The organism is Streptomyces sp. M41 (genome assembly GCF_043673425.1).
In the GTDB taxonomy this organism is placed as follows: domain Bacteria; phylum Actinomycetota; class Actinomycetes; order Streptomycetales; family Streptomycetaceae; genus Streptomyces.
Genome location: NZ_JBIMKE010000002.1, coordinates 296356 through 315188, shown reverse-complemented (window position 1 = coordinate 315188; position 18833 = coordinate 296356). Strand labels below are relative to the sequence as shown.

14 protein-coding genes are annotated in these 18833 nt (G+C 70.7%); 7 read left to right on the top strand and 7 right to left on the bottom strand.

Features of this window, described 5'->3' with window-relative positions; all coding sequences use genetic code 11:
- Positions 1–441 precede the first annotated feature (441 nt).
- The 3 genes from ACHBTE_RS03675 to ACHBTE_RS03665 form a co-directional block, all read right to left on the bottom strand.
- Positions 442–771: a TfoX/Sxy family protein gene (locus ACHBTE_RS03675; RefSeq protein WP_394721843.1), complete on the bottom strand. Its 330-nt coding sequence runs from the start codon at positions 769–771 to the stop codon at positions 442–444.
- Positions 772–778: 7 nt separating this feature from the next.
- The gene (locus tag ACHBTE_RS03670; RefSeq protein ID WP_394721842.1) at positions 779–1228 is read right to left on the bottom strand and encodes an SRPBCC family protein; all 450 of its coding nucleotides are present in this window, start codon (positions 1226–1228) and stop codon (positions 779–781) included.
- A 171-nt stretch (positions 1229–1399) separates the two neighbouring features.
- On the bottom strand, positions 1400–2458 hold the full coding sequence (locus tag ACHBTE_RS03665) for a PucR family transcriptional regulator (protein ID WP_394721841.1): 1059 nt from the start codon (positions 2456–2458) through the stop codon (positions 1400–1402).
- A gap of 252 nt (positions 2459–2710) precedes the next feature.
- Between ACHBTE_RS03665 and ACHBTE_RS03660 the strand changes: the two genes are divergently transcribed.
- The 3 genes from ACHBTE_RS03660 (at position 2711) to ACHBTE_RS03650 (ending at position 10257) form a co-directional block, all read left to right on the top strand.
- Entirely contained in the window at positions 2711–3136 is a 426-nt protein-coding gene (locus ACHBTE_RS03660; protein WP_394721995.1) for a hypothetical protein, read from the top strand.
- Between the two features lie 98 nt (positions 3137–3234).
- Entirely contained in the window at positions 3235–5271 is a 2037-nt protein-coding gene (locus ACHBTE_RS03655) for a flotillin family protein (protein WP_394721840.1), read from the top strand.
- 84 nt (positions 5272–5355) lie between these two features.
- Positions 5356–10257: a DNA repair ATPase gene (locus ACHBTE_RS03650; protein ID WP_394721839.1), complete on the top strand. Its 4902-nt coding sequence runs from the start codon at positions 5356–5358 to the stop codon at positions 10255–10257.
- A gap of 41 nt (positions 10258–10298) precedes the next feature.
- On the opposite strand, the gene ACHBTE_RS03645 is transcribed toward ACHBTE_RS03650, so the two are convergent.
- The 3 genes from ACHBTE_RS03645 to ACHBTE_RS03635 form a co-directional block, all read right to left on the bottom strand.
- Positions 10299–10559, bottom strand: coding sequence for a hypothetical protein (locus ACHBTE_RS03645; RefSeq protein ID WP_394721838.1), 261 nt, complete (start codon positions 10557–10559; stop codon positions 10299–10301).
- A gap of 40 nt (positions 10560–10599) precedes the next feature.
- Positions 10600–11898: a Na+/H+ antiporter NhaA gene (gene nhaA, locus ACHBTE_RS03640; protein ID WP_394721993.1), complete on the bottom strand. Its 1299-nt coding sequence runs from the start codon at positions 11896–11898 to the stop codon at positions 10600–10602.
- A 256-nt stretch (positions 11899–12154) separates the two neighbouring features.
- Positions 12155–13690 carry an alanine/glycine:cation symporter family protein gene (locus ACHBTE_RS03635; protein ID WP_394721837.1) on the bottom strand — a complete coding sequence of 512 codons (1536 nt, stop codon included), beginning with the start codon at positions 13688–13690 and terminating at the stop codon, positions 12155–12157.
- A gap of 422 nt (positions 13691–14112) precedes the next feature.
- On the opposite strand from ACHBTE_RS03635, the gene ACHBTE_RS03630 reads away from it, so the two are divergent.
- Positions 14113–15390 carry a MalY/PatB family protein gene (locus ACHBTE_RS03630; protein ID WP_394721836.1) on the top strand — a complete coding sequence of 426 codons (1278 nt, stop codon included), beginning with the start codon at positions 14113–14115 and terminating at the stop codon, positions 15388–15390.
- Here ACHBTE_RS03630 and ACHBTE_RS03625 read toward each other — a convergent pair.
- Complete coding sequence (locus ACHBTE_RS03625) at positions 15387–15626, bottom strand: twin-arginine translocase TatA/TatE family subunit (protein WP_394721835.1); 240 nt, start codon at positions 15624–15626, stop codon at positions 15387–15389. The genes ACHBTE_RS03630 and ACHBTE_RS03625 overlap by 4 nt on opposite strands.
- A gap of 234 nt (positions 15627–15860) precedes the next feature.
- Between ACHBTE_RS03625 and ACHBTE_RS03620 the strand changes: the two genes are divergently transcribed.
- From ACHBTE_RS03620 to ACHBTE_RS03610, 3 genes are all read left to right on the top strand, one after another.
- The gene (locus tag ACHBTE_RS03620) at positions 15861–16250 is read left to right on the top strand and encodes a BlaI/MecI/CopY family transcriptional regulator (RefSeq protein WP_394721834.1); all 390 of its coding nucleotides are present in this window, start codon (positions 15861–15863) and stop codon (positions 16248–16250) included.
- 6 nt (positions 16251–16256) lie between these two features.
- A complete protein-coding gene (locus ACHBTE_RS03615; protein WP_394721833.1) occupies positions 16257–17213 on the top strand; it encodes a M56 family metallopeptidase in 957 nt (318 codons plus the stop codon).
- Positions 17214–17363: 150 nt separating this feature from the next.
- On the top strand, positions 17364–18746 hold the full coding sequence (locus tag ACHBTE_RS03610) for an LCP family protein (protein ID WP_394721832.1): 1383 nt from the start codon (positions 17364–17366) through the stop codon (positions 18744–18746).
- Positions 18747–18833: the final 87 nt, after the last annotated feature.

Genomic DNA, 18833 nt, shown 5'->3' with positions numbered 1-18833 from the left:
AAGGCGATCGAAGCTGTTTCCCGTTTCCATCTCCGACGGAGTAGCGCGGCAAGCCTCGTCAGCAAGTTCCGATCACACTGCCCCTTTGGCGGCGGACCTCCTGCACGCACTGGGCGTACCGATGCGGCTCCACCGACGTGAGGCTCCGCTTCTACCGGTGGAGGCGCTGCGTACTACTGGGAGGCGTGACGCGCCAGTGTTCCGGTGCCGAACCGAAGTAGGGGCCGTGACGCTCATTTGACGCTCCGTGTGTCCGGCGGCCCGACTAAGCTTCGAAACCATCTCTGACCTGCTGCCTTGACGTCTGCGGCTAGGCCGACACCTTTCCGATGACTCATCATGTGGAGTGCGTGGCGATCCTCGAACCGGCGGCAAAGGGGTCCTGACCCACGGCATGTCCGTCGGCCATGGACAGGCATGCCGTCCATGGCCGTCCCCGCGTCACTTGGGCGGCAGCTCCGCCGCGAAGGAGCGTCCCTCGTCGATCCAGGCGCCGAGCGCCTCGTCCTTCGTGATCGCGGTGCCGGCCACCACGATCCAGCCGCGCATCGGGCGACCGGTCATGTCGAAGATCCGTGTTCCGGGCCGTGCCAGCGCTTCGTCCGTCGCCTCGGGGCCGACTCTGACCATGAGGTCGTCGCCGGTGACGCCCACGGCCATGTTGCCGCGGTACAGGAAGGCCAGGCCGCCGAACATGCGTTTCTCGCTGATCTCTGGGTCCGTGCCCATCCGTTCCCGGATCCGCTCGGCGAGTCGTTCGTCGTAAGTCACCGTCGTCTCACCCCTGTTCCACGAGCCGTGCTCGGAGGTCGCGCAGGTCCTTGACGAGGTTGCCCCGCACCTGGCGTGCGAGCAGCGGGGCGGCGAGCCGGTAGAAGCCGCCCTCTCCGCCTCGGACACGGATCCGGGCGAGGGTGCCGTCAGGGTGGGGCTCGAAGCTGTACGTGACGTGCATCGGCATCGGGCCCGCCACCGAGACCATGTCCAGCAGCCCGGGCGGGTCGTACGCGGCGACCCGCAGCACATAGTCGATACGGCGGCTCAGGAAGTGCGCCGTCCGTGTGACCTCGGCCCCGACGCCGAAGCCCCCGCCGTCCGCTTCCCGGGTCAGCTCGGCCGTGCGGATCCCCTGGGTCCACTCGGCGTCGTGCCGCCAGTCCATGGCGTAGGCGGCCACCTGCTCGCGCGGCAGCGGGACGACCCGCTCGGCCGTCACGTCGATCGTCATGGCTCCACCTTCCTCGCTCCCGACCCGCGTCACCACCCGGTGAGCAGCAGACGGTTGAGGAGCAGCGCGCGAGTAGGGCTGGGGAGGCGGGCAAGGCGCGCCCGCGATGTGCCCGCTGCTGCCGCGTTCTCGTACACCTCGGGCCTGGCGCAGGCGCGCACCGCCGCGGCGTCAGAGTTCCTTGGCCGGCCAGTCCAGCAGCCGGGCGCCGATCACCGCGGTCTGGAGCATGTAACGGTGGGCCGGATCCGAAGGGTCCGCGCCCGTGAGTTTGTGGATGCGCTCCAGCCGGTAGGTCAGGGCTCGCACACTGAGCGAGAGCCGGCGGGCGGCCTCGGCGGCGACGCAGCCCGAGTCGAAATAGGCGGTGAGGGTGTCGAGGAGGAGGCCGGCGCCACCGCGAGCGGTGGTGAGCGGGCCGAGGCTGCTCATCACGAGATCCGCCATGGCTTGCCGGTCGCGGGTCAGGACGGGGTAGACGAGCAGATCGGCGGCGTGAAGGACGGGCTCCTCCAACTCCAGGCGCTCGGCCAGCTCCAGGGCGTTGAGCGCTTCTTCGTACGACTGGACGACTCCGCCGGGTCCGGGCTGCGCGCGGCCGATGGCGACCTGGCCGCCTTCCGTGGCCGCGTGGGCCTGCTTGGCGAAGTACGCGAGGACCTCGTCCTGGTGGCCGGGGGCGATGCACAGCAGGCGGCCGTCCTTGGTGGTGAGCAGAGTGCTGCGATCGCCGAAACGGGAGATCAGGGCGCGTTCCACCTGCCGTGGGACCATGTCACCTTCGTCGTAGGGGGCGGGCCCTCGGGCGACGGCCACGGCGTGGGCGTGCGAGAGGCGCAGGCCGAAGCGCTCGGCGCGTTCGGCGAGGCGCCCCAGGTCGCTACGGCCGTAGAGAAGGTCGTCGATGAACTCCCTGCGGGTGGCCTCCTCTTGGCGTACGGCTTGGCGCTGGGCGCGTTCGTAGCCCTCGGCGAAGGCGTCGATGACCTGCTGTGTGGCCGCCAGGGCGCTGTCCGCCGTGCCGGGGCCGGTCGGCCATGCGGCGCGGGCGGCGCTCAGGTGGGCGCTGACGAGGGCGCGCAGTCCGTGGCCGGCATCCGCGGCCTGTTCCCCGAGCGCCCGGCGGGAGGTGAGTTCGTCCCGAGTGAGGCGCCGGCCCGTCGCCGAGACCTCGGTCAGGATCTGGGCGTACCCCTCCAGATACTGCTCCGGAATTTCCCGTTCCGTCATGTCACCCCCGCCTTCTTGATGCGCCGATGACGGTTTCTTAGCGGCTCACCGGCATGCAGACCCTAGTGAACGCTGCCGGAATCCGGCAATGCGCCGGCATGCACCGGCCGTGCACCATGGCGTTGCGGGGGCACTGCGGGGGATTCCGGTGCCGGACACCGGCAGGTGTCCGGCACCGGAGCCCGAGTACGCGATACGCCACCGGACACGGTCGACGGGCACTGCGGGCGGAAGGGGGACGACGTCGTGCGGATGCTGCTGGCGGTCGCAACCGGCCTGCCTACGATCCTGCTGACTGCCGCCCTCGTCGTGCTGCTGTGCTTCTGGGTCCTGGTCGCCGCGCGCCGCGCCGATACCCACAGCTTCGACGCGGATCTGGATCTTCGCGCGTGGGGCATGGGCGGTGTACCGGTGACGATCGCCCTCTCCTCCCTGACAGCGCTCGCCTGGTCCCTGAGCGTGGGCGGGAGTCTCCTCCTGGTCGTGTTCACGTCGCCGGGACCCGCCACCGGACTGCTGCGCATGGCCGTACCGGTTCTTGCACTGCTCGCCGCATGGCGGATGACTCGCCTGGTCGTGCGGCCCCTGCACCGTCTCTTCCCCGATGAACCCGGTCTGTCCGGGCTCGGCCGGACAGAGGACCGGGAGAACCGGCGCCGCATGGACCACGCCGCCTGACGCACGGCGTCACCGGGCCGGGGCCCTGCCCAGCCTCGCCTCCCCACGCTCCAACTCCCTTGCCTCTCTTTGCTCCTTACGCCTCAAGGACGTATGCCATGAATGCCATCACCCTGGGCGTCGGCGTGATCGTCGTCGTCGCCGCGCTCGCCGTCCTCGTCGTCTCCCAGCTGTTCCGCAAGGTGGAGCAGGGCAAGGCGCTGATCGTCTCCAAGCTGCGCAGGGTCGATGTGACCTTCACCGGGCAGGTCGTGTTGCCGGTGCTGCACAAGGCCGAGGTGATGGACATCTCGGTGAAGGCCATCGAGATCACGCGGACCGGCAAGGACGGCCTGATCTGCCGGGACAACATCCGCGCCGACATCCGGATCACGTTCTTCGTCAAGGTCAACAAGACGGTCGAGGACGTCATCAAGGTCGCGCAGGCGGTCGGGACGGCTCGGGCCAGTGACCGGGACACGCTGCAGGAGCTGTTCCACGCGAAGTTCTCCGAGGCGCTGAAGACCGTAGGCAAGCAGCTGGACTTCACCGACCTCTACACCAAGCGCGACGAGCTGCGGTACCGGATCATCGAGGTCATCGGCGTCGACCTGAACGGCTACCACCTCGAGGACGCGGCGATCGACTACCTGGAGCAGACGCCGCTGACCCAGCTCGACCCCGCCAACGTCCTCGACGCCCAGGGCATCCGCAAGATCACCGAACTGACTGCCCTGGAGCATGTGCGCACCAACGAGGCGCAGCGCACCGAGGAGAAGGAGATCACCCGGCAGAACGTCGACGCCCGCGAGGCCATCCTGGAGCTGGAGCGTCGGCAGGTCGACGCGGAGACCAAGCAGAAGCGGGAGATCGCGACCGTACGAGCCCGCGAGGAGGCCGAGACGGCACGGGTGGTGGAGGAGGAACGGCTGCGCGCGCAGGCCGCGTTCCTGGCCACCGAGGAGAAGCTCGGCGTGCAGCGCGAGAACCAGGCCCGTGAGGTCGCCGTCGCCGCGAAGAACCGTGAGCGGGTCATCGCCGTGGAGAACGAGCGCATCGAGAAGGACCGCCTCCTCGAAGTCATCGCGCGAGAGCGGGAGACACAGCTGACCCGGATCGCCGCCGAGAAGGAGGTCGAGGCGGAGAAGCGGGACATCGCCGAGGTCGTCCGGGAGCGGGTCGCGGTGGACCGTACGGTCGCCGAGCAGGAGGAGTCCATCAAGAAGCTGCGCGCCGTGGAGGAGGCGGAGCGCCAGCGGCAGGCCGTGATCATCGCGGCCGAGGCCGAGGCACAGGAGAAGCTGGTCAAGGACATCAAGGCCGCCGAGGCCGCCGAGCAGGCCGCCACGCACCGTGCGTCCGAGGAACTGACCCTCGCCGAGGCCCGGTTGAAGACGGCCGACCTCGACGCCCGCGCCAAGCTCCGCCTCGCCGAGGGCGTCCAGGCCGAGGCCGCCGCGGAGGGGCTCGCGGCGGTCCAGGTCCGCGACAAGGAGGCCGAGGTCATCGAGAAGGCCGGCCGCGCGGAGGCCGAGGCGACGCAGGCCCGGATGAGGGCCGAGGCGGAGGGCGCCAGGGCGAAGGCCCTCGCCGAGGCCGAGGGCGTCGGCGAGAAGCTGAAGGCGGAGGCGGCCGGGCTGACCGAGAAGGCGGCGGCGATGGCCGCGCTCGACGACGCCTCCCGTGGCCACGAGGAGTACCGGCTGCGCCTGGAGGCCGAGAAGGACATCCGGCTGGCGGGCCTGGAGGTGCAGCGTCAGGTCGCCGAGGCACAGGCCACGGTCCTGGCCACCGGGCTGGAGAACGCCGACATCGACATCGTCGGCGGCGAGTCGGTCTTCTTCGACCGGCTGGTCGGATCGATCGCGCTCGGCAAGGGCGTCGACGGCTTCGTCCAGCACTCCGAGACCGCGCGGGCACTGGCCGGGCCCTGGCTGGACGGCACCTCCAGCTTCACCGACGACCTGGGCCGCATCCTCGGCTCGGCCTCCACGGCCGACGTGCAGAACCTGACCGTCTCCGCGCTGCTGATGAAGCTGATGCGGACCGGCGGAGCCGACTCCGGGCAGCTCCAGCAGCTGCTCGACAGGGCCGGCGAACTGGGCCTGGCTGACAAGCCGCTCACCGCCCTCAATGGCAGGGCCGCCCACGCCTGACCCGCCCGCCCCCGGTCCGGAGCCGCCGCACAGGGGACGGCGGCTCCGGACCGTGTGCTCTTTCGACTTCCTGAGAGGGAACCCATGACGACCGGCCTGGACACCGGCACGTACGAGCCACTGGACGCGGGCGCCTACGAGGTGCTGCGCGACCGCCTCACCGCGCAGGCCGCCGAGCTCGCTCGGCGCACCGAGGAGCTCGACGCCCGCCGGGGCGAGGAGTTCGGCTCGATGCGACTGGAGCTCGCCCGCACGGAGCGGCTGCGCACCGATGACGCCGTGCTGCCCCGGGACATCGTCGCCGTGGGGGACGCGCTGCTCTTCGGCTACAACGCCGTCCCGGGCCGCGCGGATGAGACCAGCGTCGGCGATGTCCTGGCCCTGCACGACCGCACCTTCGGGCGGCTGCCGGACGACGCCGTGCCCGGCCTGCTCGACGACCCCGCCTTCGTCCGGGAGTTCGCGGCCCTGCACCGCTACTACCGCCAGGCCCGCCTCCTGCGGCTGCGCCTGGTGGACGACAAGCTGCTCGCCGTCTTCCAGACCGGCGAGAGGACGGCCGACATCCGCGTCCTGCGCTGGTCCCTGTCCGGTGACGGTCGGGCGGTCTTCCTGGACGCACGCGGTGACCGCGACCACGTCCTGCCTCCCGCCCACGACATCGAGTGGACGCCGGCCACCCGCGACGACCACGTCCTCGGCCGCCATCCCCATGTATCCGTCGGCGGCGAGGTGTTCGTCTCCACGGTCGGCGGCACCCTCACCGTCAAGGTCGACGGCGACACCGAGACCGGGGAGGGCATCCATTCCGAGCCGGTCGACGAGCCCCTCCAGTCCCTCGCGGACGCGGACATCGCCCACGCGCGCGTGGGCGCCCTGATCCTGTTGCGCGTCCGCCCCTACCGGGAGGACACCGACCGCCACCTGGTGTTCAACACGCTCACCAAGGCCGTCGTCCGCCTCGACGACATGGGCAGAGCCTGCCGCCGCCTGCCGGACGACCAGGGCATCGTCTTCCCCGGCGGCTACTGCCTGGCCTCCGGCACTCACAAGACGTACGACCTCGACACGGCGGAGCTGGAGTTCGAGCGGGAGATCCGCTCCCCGAACGGCGAGGACGTGCTCTACGCCTTCCACGCGCGCGCCGAGGGCCGCAGCCTGCTCCTGTCGTACAACACGATCCGCAAGGAGATGTCCGCCCCGCTGTCCTGCCATGGCTGGGCGCTCCTCGACGACGGCGCTCTCGTGGTCCTGCGCGCCGACGGTGACGAACCACAGCGGGTCCACCCCGCACAGCTGTGGAACTCCCCGTACGTCTCGGACACCCACGCCGCCGCCCAGCCGATCGGCACCGGCCCACTGGCCCGCGTCGGCAACGCCGACCTGGTACGCGGCATCTCCGACTGTCTGTCCATCACCGGTGCCGTCGCCGAGACCAACCCCACGACCGAGGTGTACGAGGCCCTGGTGGCCGCCTGCGTCCGGGTGGCGGACACCCATCACTGGCTGACCGACCCCGAACTCGGAGATCTCCACACCCCGTTGGCACAGGTGCGTGCCACGGCGCAACAGGTCCTGGCCGAGTTCGAGACCGTCCAGGTCCTGACCCGGCAGGCCGCCGAGGCGCTCGCCGAAGCCGCCGAACGGATCGCCGTGGTCGTACGACGGCTGCGCGGTGAGGCGCCGCGCTCGGCCGCCGCGTGGGTGACCGGGCTGACCGAGCTCCGCCGGGCGCAGGGGCACCTGCTGACCCTCAAGGAGACGCGGTACGCCGACACCGACCGCATCGACACGCTCGCCTCCGACACCGAGGCCGATCTGGCCGCATTCGGTCAGCGGGCCGTCGTCCACCTGGCACGCGAGGACGCCTTCGCCGACCACCACACGGACATCGAGCGGCTCATCGCGGACACCGAAGCCGTCGCCACGGTCGCCGAGGCCGGGCCCATCGTGTTCCGCCTGGACGAACTGGCCGACGCAATGCACGCGGTGACCGAGGTCGTCGCCGGGCTCGACATCGGTGACGCCACGGTCCGTACGGCCGTGCTGGAGCGCATTGCCGAGGTCCTCGGCGCGGTCAACCGGGCCCGTGCCGTCCTCGAAGCCCGCCGCCGTGCCCTTCTCGACCAGGAGAGCCGAGCCGGGTTCGCCGCCGAGCTCGGCCTGTTGGGACAGGCCGTCGCCGGTGCTCTCGCGGTGGCCGACAGTCCGGACGTCTGCGACGAGCAGCTCGCCCGCCTCCTGATCCAGGTGGAGAGTCTCGAATCCCGGTTCGCCGAGTTCGACGACTTCCTGGATGTCCTCGCCGGCAAGCGCGACGAGGTCCACGAGGCGTTCTCCGCCCGCAAGCAGACCCTGGTCGACGCCCGCGCCCGGCACACCGAGCGCCTGGCCGACTCCGCGTCCCGCGTCCTCGCCAGCCTGGCCCGCCGGGCCGCCGCCCTGACGGACACGGACGCGATCGCCACCTACTTCTCCTCCGACCCGATGCCCGCCAAGGTCCGTCGCATCGCGGGCGAACTGCGCGAACTCGGCGACCAGGTGCGGGCCGAGGAACTGGACGGCCACCTCAAAGCCGCCCGGCAGGAGGCACTGCGCGCCCTGCGCGACCGCACCGACCTGTACTCCGACGACGGCCGCGCCCTCCGCCTGGGCCGCCACCGCTTCGCCGTGAACACCCAGCCCCTCGATCTCACCCTGGTCCCGCACGGCGACGGCCTGGCCTTCGCGGTGACCGGCACCGACTACCGCTCCCCGGTCACCGACCCCGCCTTCACCGCCACCCGCCCGTACTGGGACCGCCCCCTGCCCTCGGAGTCGCCCGAGGTCTACCGCGCCGAGCACCTCGCCGCCCGCCTGCTGGACGAACACGGCCCCGAGACCCTGACGGAGGCCGACCTGCCGGTCCTCGTACGACAGGCGGCGGAGGCGGCGTACGACGAGGGCTACGAGCGCGGGGTCCACGACCACGACGCGACGGCGATCCTCACCGCGCTCCTGCGCCTGCACGACGTGGCGGGACTGCTCCGCCACAAGCCCCTCGCCCGTGCCGCTGCCCAGCTGTTCTGGACGCACGGGACGACACCCGAGGCCCGCGACGGCTGGACGCGGCGCGCGGTGTCGCTGGCGCGGGCGAGGGACACGTTCGGCCTCGCGCCCGCCATCGCCGACCTGCGGGCGGAACTGGCGGAGGCGATCGGAGGCGAGCACGCGGACAGTGCCGCCGCCTACCTGTTCGAGGAGCTGACCACCGGACCGGACGGCTTCGTCATCAGCGCCGGCACCCGCACGATGCTCGACAAGTTCCGCCACACCGTGGGCTCGTCCGCCTACGACGACGACCTCACCGCCCTCGACGACCTCGCCGCCCGCGAGCAGCTCGTGGAGGCATGGCTGTCCTCGTACGCCTCCTCCACCGGCCTGGACATCATGCCGGGCGACCTGGCGGAGGCGGTGGCGGCAGAGCTCTGCCCGGATCTGGTCCGGTACGAGTCCGACGCGGCACTGACCGAGACGGTCGGGGGGCTGCTGGGCACGCACCCGCGCATCACCGACCGCGCGCTCACCGTGCGCGTCGACGAACTCCTGGCCCGTACACGGCACTTCCGTCTGCACGAGGCCCCGGCCCACCGCGCTTACCAGCGCCATCGGACGGCCCTGGTCACCGCCGAGCGCACACGGATCCGTCTCGACGAGTACCGGCCGCGGGTGATGTCCGCGTTCGTGCGGAGCAAGCTCATCGACGAGGTCTACCTCCCGCTCATCGGCGACAGCCTCGCCAAGCAGCTCGGCACCACGGGCGAGTCCCGGCGCACCGACACCGGCGGACTGCTCCTGCTGATCTCCCCGCCCGGCTACGGCAAGACGACCCTCATGGAGTACGTCGCCGAACGGCTCGGCCTGATCCTGGTGAAGGTCAACGGTCCGGCACTCGGCCACGCCGTCACCTCGCTCGACCCGGCAGAGGCACCGAACGCCACCGCCCGCCAAGAGGTCGAGAAGATCAACTTCGCGCTGGAGGCGGGCAACAACACCCTCCTGTACCTCGACGACATCCAGCACACGTCCCCGGAGCTGTTGCAGAAGTTCATCCCGCTGTGCGACGCCACCCGCCGGATCGAGGGCGTGCGGGACGGCGAGCCGCGCACGTACGACCTGCGCGGCAAGCGGTTCGCCGTATGCATGGCGGGCAACCCCTACACCGAGTCCGGCAGCCGCTTCCGCGTGCCGGACATGCTCGCCAACCGGGCCGACGTCTGGAACCTCGGCGACGTCCTGACGGGCAAGGCGGACTCCTTCGCGCTCAGCTTCATCGAGAACGCCCTGACCTCGAACCCGGTGCTCGCCCCGCTGGCCGGCCGTGACCGCGCCGACCTGGAGCTCCTCATCCGCCTGGCCGAGGGCGACGGGGCGTCCCGCGCCGACCGTCTGACCCACCCGTACGCCCCCGCCGAGCTGGACCGGATCCTGGCCGTACTGCGGCACCTGCTCACCGCCCGGCGGACGGTCCTGGCGGTGAACGCGGCCTACATCGCCTCGGCTGCCCGGTCGGACGCGACCCGCACCGAACCGCCCTTCCAACTACAGGGCTCCTACCGCAACTTGAACAAGATCGCCCAGCGCGTCCAGCCCGTCATGAACGACACCGAACTCGCCGCGCTGATCGACGACCACTACACGGCCGAGGCACAGACCCTCACGACCGGCGCCGAGGCAAACCTGCTGAAGCTGGCCGAACTGCGCGGCACGCTGACGGCGAAACAGGCTTCGAGGTGGGCGGAGGTGAAGTCGGCCTACGTCCGCTCCCAGGCCCTCGGTGGTCCCGAGGACGCGCCCCTGTCCCGGGCGGTCGCCGCGCTCGGCCTGCTCGCCGACCGGATCGCCGCGATCGAGACGGCGATCGACCGGGCCGCCGACCCACGCCACCTGTTGGCGAACTCCCGGGCCCGCCATGCGGCGGGGCGGCAGGCGCAAGACGGCCACTGACGGGCCGGTCGAGGAGTCCGGGCGCGTCGTCGCCGCACCCCTCAGCGCGCGGAGCGCCGCCCCATCACGTGGGCGACCAGCAGACCGGCGAGCAGCGCCCAGGCCACCGCCCCGTACCCTCCGTACGTCCAGCCCAGGGCGCCCACGACAAGCGCGGTCAGGCAACCGCCGGCCCAGGCGGCCCTGTCCCTGACGAAGGCCCACTCCCGTCGCGCCCTGCCGGGCTCCCGCAGCTCCAGCACCGCCGTCTTGACGACCAGGATCACAGCGATGATCAGCGCTGTGGCGAGTGAGGGTTCCATGCTCCGCCTCTCCTCTCGTCAGCGTCTCGTCAGCGCTTCGTCAGCGTTCGACAGCGGCGTCGACCTGGTAGATGTCGGGGATGCCGTCGTGGTCGTCGTCGCGGTTCTCATCCTCGTACAGGCGCCGGTAGACGCCGTTGCGGCGCTTGAGGAGCAAGGCTGCCAGCACGGCCGCGGTCAGGGAAGCGATGAGGACCGCGGCCTTCACGGGGCCGGCGGCTGCCGGGTCGGGGAAGGCGAGTTCGCCGATCAGCAGCGCGACGGTGAAGCCGATTCCGGCGAGCGCCGAGAGGGCGAAGACGTCGGCCCAGGCCAGGTCCGGGTTGAGGCGGGCCCGGGTGAAGCGGGCGGCCAGGTAGGTCCCGGCGAAGATGCCGACGGTCTTGCCGAGGACCAACCCGAGGACCACGCCGAGCGGTTCGGGCCTGGTGAACACCTCGCTCAGTGACGCGGCCGAGACGCTGACCCCGGCGGCGAAGAGCGCGAAGAGGGGGACCGCGAGTCCTGCGGAGACGGGGTGGAGGAGGTGCGAGGTGCGTTCGCCGGGTGAGCGGTCCTCGTCCTTGTCGCGGGTGGTGCGCAGGATGAGGCCCATGGCCACGCCGGCGACGGTGGCGTGGACACCGCCGTTGTACATCAGCGCCCAGATCGTGAGCCCGAGCGGGGCGTACCACCACCATCCGCGGACGCGGAAGCGCTGGAGCAGGTAGAAGACGACCAAGCCCGCGAACGCTCCGCCGAGGGCTGCGAGGTTGAGGTCGCTGGTGAAGAAGACGGCGATGACGAGGATGCCGCCGAGGTCGTCGACGACGGCGAGGGTGAGCAGGAAGGCGCGCAGTGCGGCGGGCAGGTGTGTGCTCAGGACCGCCAGTACGGCCAGCGCGAAGGCGATGTCGGTGGCCATGGGCACCGCCCAGCCGTCGAGGCTGCCGCCTCCCGCGGACGCGGTGATCGCGTAGAACGCAGCGGGCACGATCATGCCCGAGATGGCGGCGATGACCGGCAGGGCGGCGGTTGCGGGGGTGCGGAGCTCGCCGACGACCAGTTCGCGCTTGAGCTCGATGCCGGCCACGAGGAAGAAGAGGGTGAGCAGGCCGTCGGCGGTCCAGTGGCCGAGGGAGAGGTCCAGGCCCAGTTGCGGTATCCCGAAGTGGAAGTCGCGTATGCGCTCGTAGGTTTCGGACCAGGGTGTGTTCGCCCACACCAGCGCCACCACGGCCGCCCCCAGCAGGACCAGCCCGCCGACGGTCTCCGTTCTCAGGGCCTGGGCGATGGCCGTGCGCTCGGGCAGCGGCAGAAGGCCGAGGAAAGGGGAGCGTTCGCGCGGCGCGGCAGCCATGAAGGAGTCCTCCGGGGATCGTCTTGCGGGCATACGAGCCCCTGACGCCGACCAGACTTCCCGGCACACCGCGCGTCGGTCACGAGGCCCAGCGGGCTGCATGCTGACGCGTTCTTAACACCCTAACCGGCGTCATTCCGTTTCGCCAGGTGCTGTTTCACCTGCGGAAATGCAAGGAAAGGCACGACGAGCGGGCCCGTGTTCACCAAGGCGCGAGGTGAGCACGGGCCCGCTCAGGAGCCGGGCCGCGGGGCGGTCAGACGGTGGTCTTCACCGACTCCTGGTCATCGTCGCCGTCGGCGATCTCGCCGGCCTTGCGGGCGCGGACGAACTCCAGGAAGGAGGCGAGCTCGCGCTTGACGACCGGGGCGAGGAGATACAGGCCGATGATGTTGAAGATCGACAGCAGGAACAGCGCCGAGTCGGCGAGGCTGATCAGCGAGTCGAGGGACATCAGCGCGCCCACGACGACGAACAGGCTCCAGATGACCTTGAAGACGGTCTCGCTGGTCTTGCTCTTGCCGAACAGGTACGACCAGGCCTTGAGGCCGTAGTAGCCCCAGGTCAGGATCGTGGAGAAGGCGAACAGCAGCACCGCGATCGTGAGCACGGCCGGGAACCAGGGCAGCACGGTCTCGAAGGCGTCGGAGGTGATGGTGACGCCGCCGATGCTCTCGCCCTCGCGGGCCTCGCCCCAGCTGGCCGGGTTGGCGATGACGATGGTCAGCGCGGTCATGGTGCAGATGACGACCGTGTCGATGAACGGCTCCAGCAGGGCGACCAGACCCTCGCTCGCGGGGTGGTTGGTCTTGACCGCGGAGTGGGCGATCGGGGCGGAGCCGAGACCGGCCTCGTTGGAGAAGGCGGCCCGCTGGAAGCCGACGATCAGGGCACCGATCACACCGCCCGCGACGCCGGCGGGCTCGAAGGCGCGATGCAGGATTTCCTGGAGGGCGTCCGGCACGGCGGTGACGTTGCTCAGGATGACGATCAGGCAGGCCACGATGTAGATGCCGGCCATCGCGGGCACCAGCCGGCTGGTGACCGAGGCGATGGAGCGGATGCCGCCGAGCAGCACCAGACCGACCAGCGCGGAGACGACCAGGCCGAAGAGGACGGCACCGGCGGAGGAGGCCAGGAAGCCGTCCTCGCCACCGAAGGTCGAGGAGATCTGCGCATAGCTCTGGTTGGTCTGGAACAGGTTGCCGCCGAACAGACCGAAGAAGAGGATCATGATCGAGGCGAGGACGGCGAGCACCTTGCCGAACTTGGCGCCGCCGCTGCCGAAGCGCTCCTTGAGGCCCTTGGGCAGGTAGTGCATCGGGCCGCCGGAGACGGTGCCGTCGGCGTGCACCTCGCGGTACTTCACGCCGAGGGTGACCTCGACGAACTTGGTGGCCATGCCGAGCAGGCCGCACAGGATCATCCAGAACGTGGCACCGGCGCCGCCGATGGAGACGGCGACGGCCACACCGGCGATGTTGCCGAGGCCGACGGTGCCGGAGACGGCCGCGGTGAGGGCCTGGAAGTGGTTGACCTCGCCGGTCGACCCCTTCTCGTCGTACTTCCCGCGCACCACGTCGACGGCGAGTCTGAACTTGCGGAACTGGACGAACCCGAACCAGCCGGTGAAGACGAGACCCGCGACCACGAGCCAGGCGACGATCAAGGGAAGGTCGGTCCCACCTACGGGGACCGTGTAGAAGACGATTTCCCCGAGCCGTTCGGCTATGGGCTCGAAGAATCCGCTGACTGCTTCGTCGACGGACGTGGTGATGGAGTCGAGTGACACTATGGCTACCTCGATGGCGCGGGACCGGCGCAGAAACCTGCGCCGGAGAAGTGCGGTTCTTTCAGCGAACGCCGTTGTCCGATCGGCGACCTGGGATGACAAGTCCGCGGACTCGGACTGTCACGGCCCTGGCCTGTGTCGGCGCATGCGCCGACACTCCGCGTGGCAGCGAGGGGTCGTGCCACCTGCGGATTTGCGCAGTTCTACCACGACCTTTACGAGATCTTTAGTGACCTGGATCACATATCTGGCTGTCTCAATCAAAGCGCCAGGTGGCGAGATCGGACCGTTATGCGGATGCGGAAGTCCGTTCATCGGACATGTATCTCGATGTGAGCGGATCATTACGGGCGTGGCAGGAGTCGACCGTCGGCGCCTGCCGTCCCGGGGCACGCTTGCGTCGAGATCGGGATGGCGGTCCAATGCGTAGGGTGACTGCCTTGGGTGGACGTGACTCCATATCCGTAGGTGCCGACGCCGACTCCGGTGCCTGTGCGAATCCTCTCGAGGTGCTCTCCCTCGAGCAGCTCCGCCGACGCGGAAGCATGAAGTGGCGCACGTACCCGGCGGACGTCCTGCCGCTGTGGGTGGCGGAGATGGACGTCACGCTGGCACCGGAGGTCGCCGACGCCCTGCACGAAGCCATAGCGGCCGGCGACACCGGATACCCCGCCGGAAGCGCGTTCGCCGAGTCGCTGGCCGGCTTCGCCTCGCGGCGCTGGAAGTGGGACGGGGTGGCGCTCGACCGCGTCGCCGTCGTCCCGGACGTGATGATGGGCGCCGTGCAGGTGCTGCGGCTGATCACCGACCCCGGTGACCCGGTGGTCGTCAACTCCCCGGTCTACGCACCGTTCTACGCCTTCGTCACCCATGACGACCGTCGGATCGTCGAAGCGCCCCTCGGCGAGGACCTGCGGATCGACCCGGACATTCTCGAGGAGACGTTCCGGAGTATCCGGGAGCGGAGCGGCGGGGGAAAGATCGCCTATCTCCTCAACAACCCGCACAACCCCACCGGCGTGGTGCACACCGCCGAGGAGCTCGCCACGGTGGCGGCGCTGGCACGGCGGTACGGAGTCCGGGTCGTCGCCGATGAGATCCATGCCCCGCTCGTGCTGCCGGGCGCCGAGTTCACGCCCTACCTGAGCGTGCCCGGGGCTGAGAACGCCTTCTCGCTGATGTCGGCCACCAAGGGCTGGAACCTCGCCGGAATCAAGGCGGCACTGGCCGTCGCGGGGACCGAGGCGTCCGCCGATCTGCGCCGGATGCCCGAGGAGGTCTATCACGGGGCCAGTCATCTCGGCCTCATCGCCCACACGGCCGCCTTCCGGCACGGCGACGCGTGGCTCGACGCGCTGCTGACGGGGCTGGACGCCAACCGGGCCCTGTTGGACCGGCTCATCGCCGAGCACCTGCCCGACATCGGGTACACCAGGCCGGAGGGCACCTATCTGGCCTGGCTCGACTGCCGGTCCCTCGGCCTCGCGCCGGAGGAGGACACCGAGGACCTCGCGGTGGTCACCGACCTGGCCGGCCCCGCCCGGCTGTTCCTGGAGCGGGCTCGGGTCGCCCTGTCCGCCGGCCACATCTTCGGAACGGGAGGGGCCGGGCATGTGCGCCTGAACTTCGCCACCTCCCAGGCCGTCCTCACCGAGGCGCTCGCCCGCATGGGGCGTGCCGCCGCTCTCCGGTCGCCTTAGCCCGCATTCCCCGGGTGGACTTGTGTGCCCTGCGTTCCGGAATCGGTCCGGGTGACGGCCTCGCCCTGGATCACCTGAGCCGCCGCCGGGTCGGCCTGGTCCCGCACGGCCCGTGACTCGGCCTTGAGGATGCGTGCGGACTTGCCCGCGGAACGCGTCAGTTCGGGGAGCTTCTTGATGCAGAGCACGGCTATGACGACGAGGAGGATGATCGCGATCTCGCTCAGTCCGAACATGTGGTCCTGTCCTTGTGGTGTGCCGATCGGCGGTAGCCGCAGGTACAGCAGCATCGCACGGGCGAGCAGCGGGTCGCTCTAGGCATTACTGCTTTCCTTACGATGAGCGCCCGATGTATCGGCGGTGTATCAGCCGGTGCATTCGGTCGATGGACGCGGTCGATGGATTCGGTCGATGGATTCGGTGGATGTGTCGCGCAGGACGCGCAGGTCAGCGGAAGGGAGAGACAGGGCATGAACGATCACCGGCAGCGCCCCCGGCGCCGGCAGCAGGGCGAGCTGGAGATGCTGGTCCTGTCGGCGCTGCGCAAGGCGGACGGACCGGCCACGGCCGGCTGGGTACAGGAGCGGCTCGGCGGGGACCTCGCCTATACGACGGTGATCACGATCCTGACCCGGCTGCTGGCCAAGGGCGCGGTGACCCGCGAGCGGGCGGGCCGCTCCTTCGCGTGGACTCCGGCGTCGGACGCGGCGGGACTCGCGGCGCACCGGATGCGCAAGGTGCTGGACGCCGAGAGCGACCGCGGGGCCGTACTGGCCAGCTTTGTCACGGGTCTGGGGCCGGAGGACGAGCGGCTGCTGCGCGCGCTGCTGGATGAGTCCCGGGGCGAAGGGGAAGCCTGACGCCGCATGGGGATCGTCGTCTTTCTGCCGCTCGTCCTCCCGCTCATGGCGTGGCCGATCGCGCGCCTGGCCGAGCAGCACCTGCATCCCCGTACCGCGACACGGCTGCTCACCGGTGTGGCCGCGGTGCTGGCGGTCTGCAGCACGGTCTGCCTGGGCCTGGTGATGGTGGTCGGCACCGCCCAACTGCCGGGCAACCCGCTGCCCGACGGCTGGTCGCAGCCCGAGGTACGGGCCGCGGTGCCGTACGACGAGGTTGTCGGCAAGGCGGCGATCCCGGCGCTGTGCGCGGTGGTCGTGGCCTGGGGCCGGACGCTGTGGCGGCACGGCCGGGTGCGCGGCCGGGCCCACCGGGCGCCGGCCGGACTGCCGGGAGCCGCGGTGGCCGTGCTGCCCGACGAGGCACCGTACGCCTATGCGTTGCCCGGACGTCGGCGGGGCCGTGTGGTGGTGACGACGGGACTGCTGGACTACCTCGAATCCGCCGAACGCCGGGCGCTGTTCGCCCATGAGCGGGCCCATCTGGCCGCGCGGCACCACCGGTTCCTGCTCACCGTCCAACTCGCCGCGCGCGCCAACCCGTTCCTGCTTCCGCTGCGTACGGCGGTGTCGTACACCGCGGAACGCTGGGCGGACGAAGAGGCGGCGCGGGCCGTCGGCGACCGGCGCACGGTGGCGTCCGCGATCGGCAAGGCGGCGCTGGTCGGGCGGAGCGCCCAGGTGCCGACCTTGGCCGGGTTCGCGGCGCCGGCCGCCTTCGCGGCGCCGGGGCCGGTGCCACGCCGGGTGGCCGCGCTGCTCGGGCCCGCTCCAGCGGTACGCCGCCGGCCGCCGCCGTCGCCGTTCACGACGGTCGGGCCGGCGGTGTGGTGCGCGGCGGTGGGCACGGCCGTGTCGGCGATGTCCTCGGCGAACGCGACGGTGACGATGATCCTCATCCCCCACGCGGCCACCCCGCTCTGACGGGGCCTCAACTTCCGGCTCGAACTCCCTTCGCCCGAGAAAATTCGCCTACCCGTTCGGTCGAGGCAACGGAAGTTGCGAAGATCGGGGTCTGTTCATGGTGGGGCGTCCGGGCGCAGGTCCGGCCCTATGTCTACAGAGGGGGCGCGGATGAGTGGTTCGGGGAAGCGGCGGGCGTCGGGTGGTGCGGGGAAGACCCGGCTGACCCGGCGGGGTCGGATCGTGGCGTGGAGCGCGGGGGTGACCTCGGTGGTGGTGTTGGGCGTCGCCGGCGTGGGCGCCTGGGTCTACCAGGACCTCGACAACAACATCAAGTCCGCCGACGTCGACGACAAGATCGGCGGGGACCGCCCCGAGAACCTCAGCCCCGGCTCGAAGAACATCCTGGTCGTCGGCTCGGACAGCCGCGACGGCGCCAACGCCGAGTACGGCAAGGACATGGACACCATGCAGTCGGACACGCTGATGGTGCTGCACGTCCCCGCGAACCGGAAGTGGGCCGCGGTCGTCTCGTTCCCGCGTGACTCCTGGGTGGAGATACCGGCCTGCGACCGGGGCGACGGCAGCGACTCCGCCCCGCACCGCGCCAAGATCAACGAAGCGTTCGCGATCGGTGGCACGAGCGGCGAGGTCGCCGGGGCCGCGGCCTGCTCCATCAAGACGGTCGAGGCGAACACGGGCCTGCGTATCGACCATTTCATGTCCGTCGACTTCCAGGGGTTCAAGGGCATGGTCGACGCCCTGGGCGGCATCGAGGTCTGCCCCGAGCAGGCCATTCGCTCCAAGAAGGCCAAACTGCGGATGGACCCCGGCTGCCAGACCGTCGGCGGCGAAAAGGCCCTCGGCTATGTGCGAGTCCGCTACGGCGTCGGCGACGGCTCCGACATCGGGCGCATCGGACGCCAGCAGGAGTTCATGGACGCCCTGGCCGAGAAGGCACAGGACAAGCTGACCAGCCCGAAGGCGCTGTACGGCTTCCTGAAGTCCGCCACCGGCTCCCTGACCACGGACCCCGAGATGGCCGGCATCAAGCCGCTGTACGGGCTCGCGTCGGAGCTCAAGGGCATCCCCAGCGACCGTCTCGCCTTCCTCACCGTGCCCAACTACCCGCGCCAGGCCGACGTGCCCGCCGACCTCGCCAACGTCGTCTGGCAGTACCCGCTCGCAAGCGACCTGTTCGCCTCCCTGGCCAGGGACAAGGAGGTCGACAAGAAGGAACTGGACGCTGCCGCGAAGAAGCCCCTGTACGCCTCGTCCGTGCGCGTCCAGGTCCTCAACGGCACCGGGGTTCCGGGCTTGGCCGGAACCGTCGCCGAGAAGCTGCGCAGAGCGGGCCTCACCGTGACCGGCACGGGCAACGCCCCGCAGAACACCGACACCACGACGGTCACCTACCCGGCGGGCCTGGAGAAGCAGGCCAAGGCGGTGGCCGCACGGCTGCCCGACGCCCGCGCCCGGCAGGACCCGGCCGCGGCACCGGGCGTCGTCACCCTGGTCGTCGGAAAGGGACTCGAGCCCGACGACATCCGCTGACCTGCCGGCGGGGGCGGGGCGGGGGCGGGAAGCCTGGGGCGGACTCCGCTCGGGTTCCCCCGCCGCCCTGCTCCCGTCCGTCCGCCG